At 66.0% G+C, this 13,480-nt stretch carries 11 protein-coding genes; 3 read left to right on the top strand and 8 right to left on the bottom strand.

Annotation, left to right across the window (positions count from 1 at the left end; genetic code table 11):
- The first annotated feature begins 66 nt into the window (after positions 1–66).
- Positions 67–1,659, top strand: coding sequence for a glycoside hydrolase family 32 protein (locus ACWGPF_RS01475; RefSeq protein WP_452331214.1), 1,593 nt, complete (start codon positions 67–69; stop codon positions 1,657–1,659).
- The gene (locus ACWGPF_RS01470) at positions 1,659–2,609 is read left to right on the top strand and encodes a carbohydrate kinase family protein (protein WP_452331127.1); all 951 of its coding nucleotides are present in this window, start codon (positions 1,659–1,661) and stop codon (positions 2,607–2,609) included. Before ACWGPF_RS01475 ends, ACWGPF_RS01470 begins: the two co-directional genes overlap by 1 nt.
- Before the next feature lie 432 nt (positions 2,610–3,041).
- Here ACWGPF_RS01470 and ACWGPF_RS01465 read toward each other — a convergent pair whose 3' ends face one another.
- From ACWGPF_RS01465 to ACWGPF_RS01455, 3 genes are all read right to left on the bottom strand, one after another.
- Positions 3,042–5,498: a DEAD/DEAH box helicase gene (locus ACWGPF_RS01465; protein WP_452331126.1), complete on the bottom strand. Its 2,457-nt coding sequence runs from the start codon at positions 5,496–5,498 to the stop codon at positions 3,042–3,044.
- A gap of 98 nt (positions 5,499–5,596) precedes the next feature.
- Positions 5,597–7,126, bottom strand: coding sequence for an Eco57I restriction-modification methylase domain-containing protein (locus ACWGPF_RS01460; RefSeq protein WP_452331125.1), 1,530 nt, complete (start codon positions 7,124–7,126; stop codon positions 5,597–5,599).
- Between the two features lie 22 nt (positions 7,127–7,148).
- Positions 7,149–7,754 (bottom strand): hypothetical protein, encoded by a 606-nt coding sequence (locus ACWGPF_RS01455; RefSeq protein WP_452331124.1) that lies wholly within the window; start codon positions 7,752–7,754, stop codon positions 7,149–7,151.
- A 377-nt stretch (positions 7,755–8,131) separates the two neighbouring features.
- Here ACWGPF_RS01455 and ACWGPF_RS01450 point away from each other — a divergent pair, with 377 nt between their 5' ends.
- Complete coding sequence (locus ACWGPF_RS01450) at positions 8,132–8,854, top strand: hypothetical protein (RefSeq protein WP_452331123.1); 723 nt, start codon at positions 8,132–8,134, stop codon at positions 8,852–8,854.
- 49 nt (positions 8,855–8,903) lie between these two features.
- Here ACWGPF_RS01450 and ACWGPF_RS01445 read toward each other — a convergent pair whose 3' ends face one another.
- The 5 genes from ACWGPF_RS01445 to ACWGPF_RS01425 form a co-directional block, all read right to left on the bottom strand.
- Positions 8,904–9,257 carry a hypothetical protein gene (locus ACWGPF_RS01445; RefSeq protein WP_452331122.1) on the bottom strand — a complete coding sequence of 118 codons (354 nt, stop codon included), beginning with the start codon at positions 9,255–9,257 and terminating at the stop codon, positions 8,904–8,906.
- A gap of 64 nt (positions 9,258–9,321) precedes the next feature.
- Positions 9,322–11,646 (bottom strand): FtsK/SpoIIIE domain-containing protein, encoded by a 2,325-nt coding sequence (locus ACWGPF_RS01440; RefSeq protein WP_452331121.1) that lies wholly within the window; start codon positions 11,644–11,646, stop codon positions 9,322–9,324.
- A complete protein-coding gene (locus ACWGPF_RS01435) occupies positions 11,646–12,359 on the bottom strand; it encodes a hypothetical protein (RefSeq protein ID WP_452331120.1) in 714 nt (237 codons plus the stop codon). The genes ACWGPF_RS01440 and ACWGPF_RS01435 overlap by 1 nt, the downstream gene beginning before the upstream one ends.
- A complete protein-coding gene (locus ACWGPF_RS01430; protein WP_452331119.1) occupies positions 12,356–13,123 on the bottom strand; it encodes a hypothetical protein in 768 nt (255 codons plus the stop codon). Before ACWGPF_RS01430 ends, ACWGPF_RS01435 begins: the two co-directional genes overlap by 4 nt.
- The gene (locus ACWGPF_RS01425; RefSeq protein ID WP_452331118.1) at positions 13,120–13,434 is read right to left on the bottom strand and encodes a glutaredoxin family protein; all 315 of its coding nucleotides are present in this window, start codon (positions 13,432–13,434) and stop codon (positions 13,120–13,122) included. Before ACWGPF_RS01425 ends, ACWGPF_RS01430 begins: the two co-directional genes overlap by 4 nt.
- Positions 13,435–13,480: the final 46 nt, after the last annotated feature.

The raw sequence follows: 13,480 nt of genomic DNA, 5'->3' as shown, positions 1-13,480 counted from the left end.
CACACTCTCACCGCTGTTCCGACATCGGGCGCATCGCCGCGCCCGGAACTCTCGAAAGGACATGACATGAACGATTCCTTCTCCCGTCGGGGAGTCCTGAACGCGGCCGGCGTCGGCGCCCTCGCAGTGCTGTTCGGCGGCGCATCGTCAGCGGCAGCGCATGCACAAGCCGGGGTCCGGCCCATGCTCGCCCCGTCCGCTGGGTCGCTGCGCGCGATCTACCACATGACCCCGCCGACCGGCTGGCTCTGCGATCCGCAGCGCCCCGTGACGACGAACGGGGCATATCAGCTGTACTACCTGCACTCGGGGCAGAACAACGGTCCCGGAGGATGGGATCACGCCACAACCGCCGATGGCGTCTCGTTCACCCACCACGGCACGGTGATGCCGCTCCAGCCCGACTTCCCGGTGTGGTCGGGGTCGGCGGTCGTCGACACCGCGAACACCGCGGGATTCGGCGCAGGTGCCGTCGTCGCACTGGCCACACAGCCGACCGACGGCATCCGCAAGTACCAGGAGCAGTATCTCTACTGGTCGACGGATGGCGGGTTCACATTCACCGCTCTGCCAGATCCCGTCATCGTGAACACCGACGGTCGCGCCGCCACGACGCCTGCCGAGATCGAGAACGCCGAGTGGTTCCGCGACCCGAAGATCCACTGGGATGCGCTGCGCGGCGAGTGGGTGTGCGTGATCGGCCGAGCGCGCTACGCGTCGTTCTACACGTCGCCCAACCTGCGTGACTGGGAGTGGACATCCAACTTCGACTACCCGAATCACGCGCTGGGCGGCATCGAGTGCCCGGATCTGTTCGAGATGACGGCGGATGACGGCTCCACGCACTGGATCTTCGCGGCGAGCATGGACGCCTACGGCATCGGCCTCCCCATGACGTACGCATACTGGACGGGAGGCTGGAACGGAACGCATTTCCTCGCGGACAGCCTCACGCCGCAATGGCTGGATTGGGGATGGGACTGGTACGCCGCCGTCACCTGGCCGAAGGCGGAGGCCCCGCAGACCCGCCGACTGGCGATTGCCTGGATGAACAACTGGAAGTACGCGGCGCGCGATGTGCCCACCGACGTAAGCGACGGTTACAACGGACAGAACTCGATTGTGCGCGAGCTCCGCCTGGAACGTCAGGGAGGTGGCTGGTACAGCCTGCTCAGCGCTCCGGTCCCGGCCCTCGCCGGCTACGTCACCTCGACGACGACGCTCCCCACGCAGACGGTGAACGGCAGCTCCGTCCTGCCGTTCACCGGGCGGGCATACGAGATCGAGCTTGACATCAACTGGGATCAGGCAGCGAACGTCGGTCTGTCCGTCGGACGGTCGTCCGATGGCACACGGCACACCAACATCGGCAAGTACGGGGCTGAGGTCTACGTGGACCGTGGCCCTTCGGATCTGGCGGGCTACGCCCTCGCTCCGTATACCCGCGCGGCGGCTCCTATCGACGCGAATGCGCGGTCCGTGCACTTGCGCATCTTCGTCGACACGCAGAGCGTCGAGGTCTTCGTCAACGCCGGGCACACCGTGCTGTCGCAGCAGGTCCATTTCGCTGACGGCGACACCGGGATCTCGCTCTACTCCGACGGTGGCCCCGCGACCTTCTCGGGGATCACAATCCGCGAGTTCGGGACGCCGATCTGATGGCGGCGTTAGAGCGCGCGCCACGCATCCTGGTGGTGGGCGAGGCGCTCGTCGACATCGTACGGCGGGCGGACGGAGCAGTCACGGAGACACCGGGCGGCAGTCCGGCGAATGTGGCGCTCACTCTCGGGCGGCTGGGCCGCACGCCCCAGCTGCTCAGCGCTGTGGGCGCGGACCGGCGTGGGGAGAAGATTCGGAACTGGCTCGCCGCCTCGGGCGTTGACCTCGTCGGCACCCGGCTGGAGCGCACCTCGACGGCGCAAGCGACCCTCGATGCGCGTGGTGCCGCGACATATGAGTTCGCGATCGACTGGCGGGTGGACGTGACGGATGCTGTGCCCGCCGATGTCCTCCACGTGGGATCCATCGGTGCCGCACTCGACCCGGGAGCGCGATCGGTCTCGGAGATCGTCGACCGTCACCGGGGTCTCGCCCTGATCGGGTGCGACCCGAACGTGCGCCCGTCGCTCATCGAGGACAGCGCCGACTCTCGGGAGCGGATGCGGGGGCTGCTGGCGCGTGCCGATGTGGTGAAGGCGAGCGACGAGGACCTCGCCTGGCTGTATCCGAACGTCGACGCGATGACTGCCGCGCGAGGACTGCTGCGAGCCGGCCCGCTCCTCGTGGTGATGACTCAGGGGCCGGACGGAGTCGTCGCACTGCGGGACGACGACGAGGTGCGAGTGCCGGCCGTACCCGTTGACGTGGTCGACACCGTCGGCGCCGGTGACACGTTCATGGGTGCACTGCTGGATGGCCTGCTGTTGCAAGGGGTCTCCGGGCGCGAGAGCCGTGCTCGCCTCGTGGAGCTCACTCCCTCTGCGCTGGCCGAGATCCTTCACCGCAGCGCGCTGGCCGCTTCGATCACGGTCGGACGCTTCGGCGCCGATCCGCCTACGCCCGCCGACCTCGACGCTGTCGCAGCTTCCAGCCGATCGCTCTTGCGCTGAAGCGTGCGGCGACCGAACGCGCGCAGCCGAGCGCGTCGCAGAGCGCGCAGTCCGACGGTCGTCACGCGCCCCATCCCGCCATCCTGCGCGTGAACTGCTGCTCAGTGCGGGGGAATGGGGGTGACTGAGACGACGCGGGTCGGAGCGGCCGCCTACGTCGATTAATCGGACACTTTCTGGACACCCGTGCCCGGATTTTCGGACTTCCCAGATACAGCAAACGGCCCAGCTCCCGTGATCTCTCGCGGGAGCTGGGCCGTTCGAGGGCCTAGCGGCAGGTCAGACGCCGAAGTACAGCTCGTACTCTCGCTAGGTGCGCAGCTACCGCGATTTCATACAGGTCGTGCGCACTCACACGCACTCGAACGCATCCGTACACGCCATTTTATGGACACTAAGTGGACACCTCCAGCGAATAAGTGGACACCTGCGTCAGAGCTTCGCGTCGGCCTCGACGAACACGCTATCGTCCCACAGTCCGACCTGACGACCACCCTCCACGGCTTCGCCCACGTTCGCGTACCTGAGGCTCGCCGACTCGAACTGCCGGAACTGGTAGATCGCCGCGTTCATGCGCTCGGCGTTGAACACGCCGATGTCAGCGAGCAGCTCGAAGTCGGGGATGGTCAGGCCGGTGACCCGTTCGAATAGCGCTGGGTCGAGCGACCTGATGACGTGGACCAGGGCCTCCTCGCGGAAGTCGGTGAGATACATGAACACCGGCACCTTAGCGAGGAACTTCTGCAACTTCTCCCGAATCTCGGCTCGGAGCTTGCGCGTCTTGTCCTGCTCTTTGCGCTCGGCGTCGGTGAGCTTGGGCTTGTCGCGCTTGACAGCCTTGAGCTTCTTCGTCGACGTGACGACCTTCTGAACGTCCTGGGCGAGGCCGCGGAACGCTTCCATCTGCTCGAGAGTCTTCAGCAGGTCCGGCTGGCCGAGTAGCCGGTCGAGGGCCGCGTCGGTGACGTCGACGAGCAAGGGGGAGTTCCATCGCTGAGCGAGAGCAGTCGAGCCGATGCCAGCCGTAGCCCAATCCATCAGTGCATCTGCACTCAGCGCCTCCATGCTCGCTCCGTCGAAGGCGTAGATCGGGAGGTAGTTCAGAAGCTCTCCGAGCACGTCACGGCCGGACTCGTCCGTGTTCGTTGCGAGGCGGGTGCCGTACTGGGCGACCAGCGAGAGAGCACGGTTCGGGTCGAACTCGAAAACGTAGCAAGGCTCCTTCAGCACGACACGAGGCTCACCCGGCTCTTTGCGCGACCACGGTGACTGGACCCGGAAGGCCGCCTGGAAGTAGGACTCCGGTGACTTCAGCGATCGCAGCATGAAGATGGAGGACCACTGCTTGATTGTCACCCCGGTCATGAGCTTGCCGCACGACAGGGTGATCGTTCCGGAGCGCCCAGCGGCGTCAGCTTTGTGGATGAGCTCGTCGACCGGGCCCTTCGCCTTCGCGCCCATCTTCGCTCGCGCGCCTGCGGCCACGTACACGTCGAATCCCGAGAAGTATGGGTGCTCGTCAAGCATGGCCTTCATCGCATAGCAAGACGCCACGTCGCTCATGTACCAGACGGAGTGGCGCACGCCGGCCGCGAAAGCCGCGTCCTCATACGGGAACGGCGGCTTCTTGCCGGTCTCGAGTCCCGCCTTTACCTGAGCCGAGAGCTTCCCCCGAAGCATCTCCAGGAACTCGTGCACCTGCGTCGGTTCAGCGAAGACGTATTCGCTTCCTTCCTTCGACGCCCGGAAATACTCGTTGAGATTGAAGCCGTCGAACTCGCCCTCATCAGCGGTCGCGGCGGCCGACTCTGAGATGCGGTACATGTACATCTCGATGCGCGGGAGATCGATGTACGGATTTTCGCGAGCGTCGTCAGTCGGCCATGCTGCCTTCTCACGCTGCTCATCGATATAGGTCCAGTCGTACTTCGCATCCTCATTGAACTCGCCGTTCGTGATCGCGCGGAAAGGGGTGCCGGACAGCATCAGGTAGTTGTGCGACGTTACGGCGAGATCTTCAACAAGGACTTCCTCGGTCGGCTCCTCGGCGATAGCCAACGAGCGTTCAGACGGGTCGTACATCTCGCGGGCAGAGTCCCGCCATGCTCCGAAGTGATACTCGTCGATGACGATGACATCCCAGTCCAGCAGGTATAGCGGTTCGTTCCGCTCTTTGACCTCGCCATCCTGCTTCCCACTGAGGTCCTGCAGCGACGCGAACCATACGAATGGCTCGGTCCCGTCAGCAATCGCGGCAGCCTTGTCGGGAGGTGTCTCGGCGTCCACGAAGTGCCAGCCTTCGAAGTCCGCGTGGCTCTCGAGGTCTTCGCGCCACGCGGTCTGAACGGCAGGCTTGTAGGTCAGGACGAGGACCTTCGTCCACTCCATCTCGCGGGCCAATTGGTACGTCGTGAATGTCTTGCCGAACCGCATCTTCGCGTTCCAGAGGAACCGTGCAGGCCGTGAGTCAGCCGCGTGCTCGCGGAAGTAGGCGGCAGTCTCCGCGACAGCGTCCTCTTGCTCGGGGCGCATCCCGAAGTCCGCGGTGCGAGTCGAGTCGAACGTGCGTCCTGACCGGACAACACCCACCGCCGCCTTGACTTCATCGAGCGTGGCCTCGAACCACTCGCCGCCAACTCGGCGGACGCCTGCCGCGACGAGCGCTCGGTGCACATCGTGGTCGCGGAAGAACGAGCCGTCCGTTCGCTCCGCCGATTCGTCAAGAAGGATGTCCACACCGACCAGCCCGGGAAAGGCTGTCCCGAGCTGCTGCTTGATGCGCTCCCGCGCGTTCGATCGCGTCGTCTCGCCTACCTTCAGCAGACCGACACCCGAAACGACTTGGTTTCCGGCATCTCGTGTCCAGCTGACATCGTTGCGGCCCGGCATCGTGTAGGTGTAGATGCGGCGCGCGATAGGGGTTGACCCTACGGTCTCCGCCGAGGTCTCCGCAGACCCGTCAATGACTGTCGCGGGCGTTTCCGACGTCACTCCTCGACTCCATCAAGGGTGGCAGGCATCTCGCGAACTTGTGATTCGATGAACTCGATCTCGGCGGGTGCCAGTGCGTACCTCTCGTAGAGGTCCTTGTCTGTCCACTCGCGATCGAGCGGGATGTCCGGAACGAACGCGTACACGTCGCGAGTCGCGTGCTGTGTGGACTTGCGCAGCGACACGAGGAATCTCACGAAGCGGGTGCGGAGGTACGCGGCGTAGCGGGTCGCATCGACGTTGTTGTCGAACCGCCCCGTGACCAGGTAGGTCTCGGTGCATGCAGTATCTGCCCCGGCCACGATAGGGCGGCCCAGGAACTGAGTCTCGACGGCTGCGCTGGTTCCCTGCACCGCTGTGACGAGGACCTTCCATTCTCCAATCCAGGCGGTGTTCTGTGGAACAGTCGCGCGTTCGACGAAGGAGACCCGTTGCGAGCCGTAGAGCGTAACCGGCTCCGAGATGCCGGCCGGGGACTTCGAGCCGTGGAAGTTCGTGGGGTATCCGAACGGCTTACGGCTTGACACGCGCTGGTCCAGCGTCGGTTCGTTCTTCGCACGGACCTTCTCCAGAATCGGAACAGCTTCGTTGCGACGGACCAAGACATCGTAGACGTTCAGCTTGCGTTCAACGGCGGGGCCAACGGGCTTTCCGTCCCAGACGGTCTGAACCTTGCACGGGCCGTCGTGCTCACGGTCCCAGAGGAAGTACGACACGCCACCGCGAATCTTCACGCCGGGGAACGCGTCGTAGAGCTTCGGGTAGTCAACCAGCACCTTGAGGTGACGGTCGTTCAGCATTCGGTCGCGATACTTGTCCAGACCTTTGCCGCCTGCGAACCACCTGGAGGGCGTGATCATCACGACATAGCGAGGGTTCATCTCGATGGCTCGCTGAACGAAGTGATGATAGATCGGTGTCGCACTCGCGCTATGGCCGTTGTCTTCCAGCTGGAACGGCGGATTCGACACGATGACGTCAAACTTCATGTCTTCCATCTCCTTGGGAGGGAACTTGCCGTGATTGAAGGCATACGCATGGGCTTCGCGCTTCTCGCCGCGTTCGAGTTTGGTCGTCGCTCCACACCTGCAGCGGCCCTTACCGTTGAACGAGTGCTGACCCTGGATGAATGGCAGGTTGCCTTCGGGGGTGTCGAACTTCACAACTGACAAGTCGCTTGACGCATCGCGTGTGTAATACAAGCTGCGTCTGCCCACGAGTGCAGTGACCTCGGTGATGGGGAGTCCGAACAGCATGTTCCGGAAGATGTGCTCGCGCCGTTTCTCGAAGTCTGGCTCCCACGCGGCGAGCCCGATGAGGAGTCTCTGCGCAGCTTCCCGCAGAAGGACGCCCGACTTGAGGCCCGGGTCGAGCCAACGCAGCGTCGGGTCAGTCCACACTTCGGCTGGCAGGAGGTCGAGCATCGCTCGCGCGACCTTCGGCCGGACCGGCACTTCGTCATTCGAGAGCTGCGCGAGCGTGTCGAGGATGTCTGGGATGTGACGGCGCCTCTGAAGGAGAGCCATTACGAGCCCCTGGGATGGTGCATCATTGCATGCCTCCAGTCGGTTCGGGGTTCCGAGCGAGCTCCGTGTAATGCACGGGGGTCGTGTCCTGCCACGTGTTGAAAACCGCCAAGAGGCCCTGCTCCTCTGCAGGCTGCATCGGCGACCACTCCCGAACGAAGGTGTGGCCCCTGCTGGGGCGGTAGTCAACGAACATGATGCTGGCCGTATCGGCGAGTGAATCAGCCCGAATGATGTTCGTCTCGAGAACAACATCCACTGCGTCAGCGAAGCCCGACGATGCGGGTTTCGTGTTCATCTCCATGTCGATATGTGAAGCGACCGCGGCGCGTAATCGGTCCCGCGACTCTTCAACGTTCTCTGAGTTGATGTCAATGCCGTAGATGCTGGCCAAAGCGCGGAGGGTGCGGAACTCGAATTGTGCGCCTATCCCGTAACGGGCAGTGGTGACGAACTCGAGTTTCCGAGTCAGAATCTCCTCGAGAAAGTTGCCGCTACCGCACGCTGGTTCGAGGAACTTCTTATCGGTGTCACCCGGGCGCTCCTCAGACGGGAACATGCCCGGGACGAGGTTGAGCATGGCGTCCACTTCACGCTTGTGCGTGTACACCTCCGCGAGGTCGCGCACTCGTTCGCGAGACTTGATCTGTCCGCGAGTCGGGACGTCGCGTGAGGTGGGTATCGCCATGTGGTCCTCGGGGTCGTGCTGCCGCAGAGCAGAAAGGGTGCAGGATAAGTCGCCCCTGGTAGCCACTCTAGGGGCCGCCACCCGCAATCCGGGGCGGGCTCGCTCAACTGAAGAGTTGAATGCTTGAGCGGTCGATATCGTGGAACTGTGAGCGACTGGGTGGCAGACAGCGAGGTGGCGGACCGCTGTCCTGAGTGCTCGACCGTGGCGCGCGTTCGCGACGGCCGCCAAATCTGCGCATGTGGCTGGTCGCAGCCACTGCCGAAGGTTCGCATGCCGATCGATGACCCCACCATCGCCGACTTCGGGCCGCGCCGATGACAGGTGTGCACGGGACGGGGAGAAGCGCCGCGGAACTGGAGAAGCGGTTCCGCGCGAACGTCCTCGCGATCGCAGCCTTCGAGGACGAGAACGGACGCTGGCCGACGAAGGCCTCGAGCGACAAGCTGGAGCGCAGCCTCGGCCACACCCTGCACGAGTTGCGTCAGGCCGCTCGCGGCAACGGCACAATGCGATGGACGCGGGAGCGTGAGCAGTTCCTGGACGAGCACGCACCCGGATGGCGCGGTGCCCGTGAGTCGCCGAATGCACGCTTCGCACGCAGAGTCGACGACGTCGCGCACTTCCACAGCAGGCGAGGTCGGTTCCCATCCACCTCCGCGAGCGACAGTTGGGAGACGATGCTCGGGCGGTGGCTGACGAGCGTGCGCAATGCGCAGAAGGGTCGGGGGAGTTTCGAGTGGACCCCGGAGCGGGCGTCGATGGCCGCGAAGCTCCCGGACGGCTGGGAGGGCGTTGACCATGATGCGCGGTTTGAGGAGCGCGCGATCGCTCTGCGCGACTTCCTTCGATCGGAGGGACGCACGCCGAGAAGCACCGCTGAGGAAGCGGGTGAGAGGCGCCTGGCCGTGTGGCTCGCCAAGGTGCGATTCGCGGCTCGCGGTGGCGAAACCTCGCTGGTGATGAATGATCGGCGCCGGGCAGCCCTCGACGAACATGTGCCTGGCTGGAACGCACCCGACGGGCCACAGTCGACATGACAAGGGCGGGGCTCGTGTGAACCCCGCCCTTGTCGTTGTTCACTGACAGTCAGTCGTACCAGCCAGCGCCCCACACGCAGGTCGCGTGGCCGTCGTCGTCGAGCTGGACGGTCACCCAGAGACTGCGCGCGCGCCCATCCGTGTCGGTGGCATCGAAGTCGAAGATGCGCTCGTCGCCGCCCTCGTTCGTCCGCGTCTCGACGAGCTCGCGCTCGGTCGTCTGAGCCCAGAGCCCGCCCGTGCCCGTCTCGCCGTCGCACTGCGTGTGCGCCTCCTCGCTGGCGTTCGGGTCGAGATAGGCCTCGGCCATCGCCTGCGCGGGGTCGCCTGCCGATGCACACCCCGCGAGCACCATCACCGCAGCCGCCACCCCGACCGCCGCCGCCACCACGCTCTTCCCCATCACATGCCTCTCCGAGCCGGCGCGATCTGCGCGACTCAGAGAGGCTTATGCGCGGCGAAGGGGCTTACCAGATGAACGCCTGCGGCTTCTCGGTTGGCGCCGGGTCGAGGTCGACGTCGGCCCACTCGTCGGGCTCGGCCGACGAGTCCTCCCCGAGGTCGAGGTTCAGGTCGAACTCACCGAGGTCGAGGCTCACATCTTCGATGGCGTCATCCGCCTCAGTACCGGGGATGATCTCTCCGAAGGTCGGCCTGTTCGGTGCCTCAGATGCGAAGTTCCAGCGCGCGCCTTCGGCAACTCGGGCGACGCCCAGACTCGTGAGCAGTTCGGCCACCTGTGCCTGAGGCGCATACGCCACGCGGACCGCTGTCACGCCGCCGTCCTCAGCGGCAATGACGGCCAGGCCGCGGGACTTCCCGTCGTCGAACCGCTGCTGCTCGCTGTACACGTCGGCAGCCATGTCGGCAGGGAAGAGCATCGCGAGAGCTGTCTGCGAAACAGGCTTCCCGGGTGGGACGAGCTGGACGCGGTGCGTGAGGTTGTCGCGCATCTCGCCGCCCGTCGCTCCGAAGATCGTGACGTCGGGCCTCTGCAGTGCGAGCACGAGGTGAATGCCGACGAACCGCAGTTCCCGCGCGATGACTGCGAGTAGCGCCCGCAAGATCTCCTTCTGCGTCGCGAGTTCTGTCGCAGTGACCACAAGCGGGTCATTCTTCGGCAGCCCCTTCGGGATTGCCACCGGGCCAAGGAGGGCCGCGACCTCATCGATCACCACGGTCAGCGGACGCATTCCCTCGCGCTCTCGGACCTCTAGGGGGACGTCCTCAAGCTTGGACATCCCGAGCCGACCGAGGACGGCGGACCTCCGCTCACCTTCGTCATTCACCCGGTTCAGCGCCACGACCGCTTCAGGAACGCGGCGCGCGAATCCGCGGGCGAACGGCTCAAGCAGCTTGTAGTCGACGCCTCGCTTACGTGAGACGTCGATGATGATCAGGTCGTGCCCGCAGGCGAGCCGCCTGGCCGCATCGCTGACGAGGGCGACTGTCTTGCCGCTGTTCGTCGGGCCCACCACGAGCGAGTGAGGGCTCAGCGTTAGGTCCTGGCCGGCGGCGATGCCTTCAGGTGTCAGTCCTAGAGGAATGTCAGCCCAGAGCGAAGGGTCGAGCTCAGAGGGCAGCGTCGAGTTCAGAGGGACGAGGGATGGAAGAACACGTCGCGGGTGGCGGGTGAGCGTAACCTGCCCAGTCGTCGCGTTTTCGTGGATGGCCCAGTCCTCATGACCGCCCGGTGTGCTCATCACCAGCTGCCGCCAAGAAGCCATCCGGCGCGCGGGGTCGATGCTGACGGTCGGCGCAGAGAGAATCTCGACCCGTGCGATGCCTTCGTCGTCCCGGGTTAGGTCGATGCCCACCTCGTGCGGCCGCGCCCCGAGAAGCTGTGCGTACCGCGCGCGAAGGCTGCGCTCGTCGTCGTCCAGCACGGCCGCGATCGCACGATGCTGGACCGGCAGCCACTCGATCATGCTCGCGCTCAGAGCAGCATCACACCACGCTGCCACTGCTTCCGCCTGCGTCGGGCCGACACCGTCCGCGAGCGTCAGCCCGCGCCGGCCGTCCGGCTGGAGCTCTTCGATGGCGACCACGAGACCGCCACTCGAATCGGCAAGCCTGCGACGCTCGATCGTGCTCGCGCTTGCCACCTGCACCACGAGAGCATCCCCTCGGCGCACGACCTCCACGTCACCGAGCTCGCGCGCGACGGCTGTGTCCACCTTCGAGAGGTCACTCTGCAGCGCCTTGTGCGCATCATGGATGACCACGGCTGACCGGCCTTCGGCATCCCGACCGCGCGAGACGCGCAGCCGATCGACGGGTGTCCCGATGGCGGCCGACGCCGCCTCCGCGACACTCATCAGACGACCAGTCGCGCGGCCCACAGCCTTGCGCGCAACCCCGCAGAGCGCAGTGAACACGCCCGCGGCCACGACGAGCACAAGCACCCACGGGACGAAGCCGAACTGATGTGCGATCACAGCAGTTGCAACCACACCGGCGAGGAGCACTCCGGGCACCGTCACGAGCGCACACGGAAGAGCGATGAGCACGCGATCGCCACGCCACACGCGCTCGGGGTGCACGGTGCGCGCCCAGCGACGCGCGAGCACGAAGCCGGCGAGAGCGGCGAGGAGCAGCGAGATCGCGGTGCCCACGACGCCAGGGAGCAGCGAGGCTGGCAGGAGAGCGGCCCAGACAATGAGCACCCCGAGCCAACGACGGCCGGCGTGAGCGCCGCCCTGTCCATCGACGAGCGCAGCACCTGTGGCGCGGCCAGTCGTGCGCAGAGTGCGGCCGGCGAGGCGGAGTGCGGTGCGGGTGACGCGAGGCATCAGCGGTCCTCGCCCTCGTGCGCGGGCGCGGCCTCGATGCTCCACGAGCCGGCGGTCACGATGAGCAGCACCGCAATGACCCCGATTCCGATGAGCAGCCACGTCTTCGCCACGAGAATCGGGACGAGCCAGAGGATGGCGAGCCTGATGCCCACCGTGACGGCAGTGCGTCCGACTGCGGCCACGGTTGCCTGCTCGATGCTGCTCGCGGGAGCGAGGGAGAAGCCCAGGTCGGCGAGGACGGCCTTCGCGGCGTCCCCGGCGAGGTTCCTGCGGGGTCCGGCCAGCAAGTTAAGCACCGTCCAGAGCCCGAGCGTGATGACTGCCAGGCTGACGGATGCGCGCCACGTGGCATCAAGGATGACGCTGCTGAGGAGCAGTGAGAGCCCGGCCTCGAGAACTGCGACGAGCACACCGATGGCCAGCGCAGCCACCAGGCTGCCTGCGCCGCGGGTCACGAGACTGGCCGTGCGCTCGTTTTCGCTGAGCACTCGCGCCAGGTTCGCGAAGCGCGCCGCGCCACGCTGGGCGCGCAGGAGCACGCCGCTCGTCGCGATAGAGATCGTCGTCGCGGCGATCGTCGCGAGGAAGGCGAGGAATCCCGCGTCCAGCTCCCGCGAGATCGCGTAGAGCGCGAAAACCACGCCGCCGGCAAGAAGGATGCGGACGACCACGTCGGAGACGGACGGCTGAGAGAAGCGAATGCGCATCACAGCACCCCCTCATCCTTCGGGGCCCTCCGCAAGCGCAGGGCGAGCAGACCGAGCACGAGCACGCCGAGGCCCACTCCACCGATCGTGAACGCCTGCGCTGCGTTGAACTCGGCGTCAGCCGTGGGGGCCCCGGTTGCTGCAGGGGTTGCGGTCTCGGCAGGCTCCTCGGGCGCCGTCTCGGTCTCGGTCGGCTCGGGGTCGTCGACGCTACGCTCGGCGAGGTCTTCGCTTGGGAGCCATCCCTCGTCACCGGTCTCAACTGCCTGGGCGGGCACCCATGCGGTGCCGTCAAGATCGATCTCGAAATCCTCATGAACGAGGACGTCCGCCCCGGCTTCGAGCGTGCGCACCAGCGCACCGCCCGGGGTTGCCAGAAGGTCCACCGAGGAGCCACCCAGCCACCCGCCGGTGCTGACCTCGCGCTCGAGCGAGTAGTCCATCCGGTCGGGGATGGGGCCGTCCAGGGCACTCGCGTCGGAGGTGCGAAGCCAGAAACCCGCAGGGTCGACGAGCTCATAGGCCTCCTGGCCGGCGTAGAGCGAGCTGTCTACGCCGTCAGGCAAGTGCGCCGGGCCCGTCGCGCAGAGGAGATCTCCGGGACCCACGCTTTCGAGCGCCACGGTGCCGCCGCTGATGGGGTCCGAGGTCGGGGTCGCGGAGCGCGTGACGATGATCGGGAACTCGCACCCTGCGATGGTGTCTGCCGCGGTCGCTGGCGCGATGAGAGTGCTGGCCGCGAGGGCCGCCGCGATGAGTGCGCTCATGCTGACACCTCCACCTTCGGGAGGTCGAGCCGTGCATCGATGAGGTCCGGGCGGTAGCCGCTGGACACCTGGCCCTCAGGCCAGACCACGACCGGGAGCTGCCCGAGGCCTTTCTGGCGCAGCGTCTCGATGGCCTCCTGCGGGAGCTCGGTCGCGTCCCGCACGACGTAGGCGACGCCGCGGGCGTCCAAGTGTCGGTGCGTGGCACGGCACTGCTGGCATCCCGGCCCTGAGAGCACGATCACGGCACTCGGGTCGGGTGTGAGGGCGGGGTCGATGTCGACGGCGAACGTCGATGTGGTGGCGGTCATTGTGTTCCTCCTTCACCTAGGGGTCGCCACGGGGCGGGCCTTCTCG

It is taken from the genome of Microbacterium sp. NPDC055683, from assembly GCF_053617895.1.
This window is presented reverse-complemented; position numbering and strand designations above follow the sequence as displayed.

Coding starts and splice junctions, on each gene's coding strand:
- ACWGPF_RS01475 (WP_452331214.1), top strand. CDS start 67: ATGAACGATTCCTTCTCCCGTCGGGGAGTCCTGAACGCGGCCGGCGTC.
- ACWGPF_RS01470 (WP_452331127.1), top strand. CDS start 1,659: ATGGCGGCGTTAGAGCGCGCGCCACGCATCCTGGTGGTGGGCGAGGCG.
- ACWGPF_RS01465 (WP_452331126.1), bottom strand. CDS start 5,498: ATGCCGGGCCGCAACGATGTCAGCTGGACACGAGATGCCGGAAACCAA.
- ACWGPF_RS01460 (WP_452331125.1), bottom strand. CDS start 7,126: ATGGCTCTCCTTCAGAGGCGCCGTCACATCCCAGACATCCTCGACACG.
- ACWGPF_RS01450 (WP_452331123.1), top strand. CDS start 8,132: ATGACAGGTGTGCACGGGACGGGGAGAAGCGCCGCGGAACTGGAGAAG.
- ACWGPF_RS01445 (WP_452331122.1), bottom strand. CDS start 9,257: ATGGGGAAGAGCGTGGTGGCGGCGGCGGTCGGGGTGGCGGCTGCGGTG.
- ACWGPF_RS01440 (WP_452331121.1), bottom strand. CDS start 11,646: ATGCCTCGCGTCACCCGCACCGCACTCCGCCTCGCCGGCCGCACTCTG.
- ACWGPF_RS01430 (WP_452331119.1), bottom strand. CDS start 13,123: ATGAGCGCACTCATCGCGGCGGCCCTCGCGGCCAGCACTCTCATCGCG.
- ACWGPF_RS01425 (WP_452331118.1), bottom strand. CDS start 13,434: ATGACCGCCACCACATCGACGTTCGCCGTCGACATCGACCCCGCCCTC.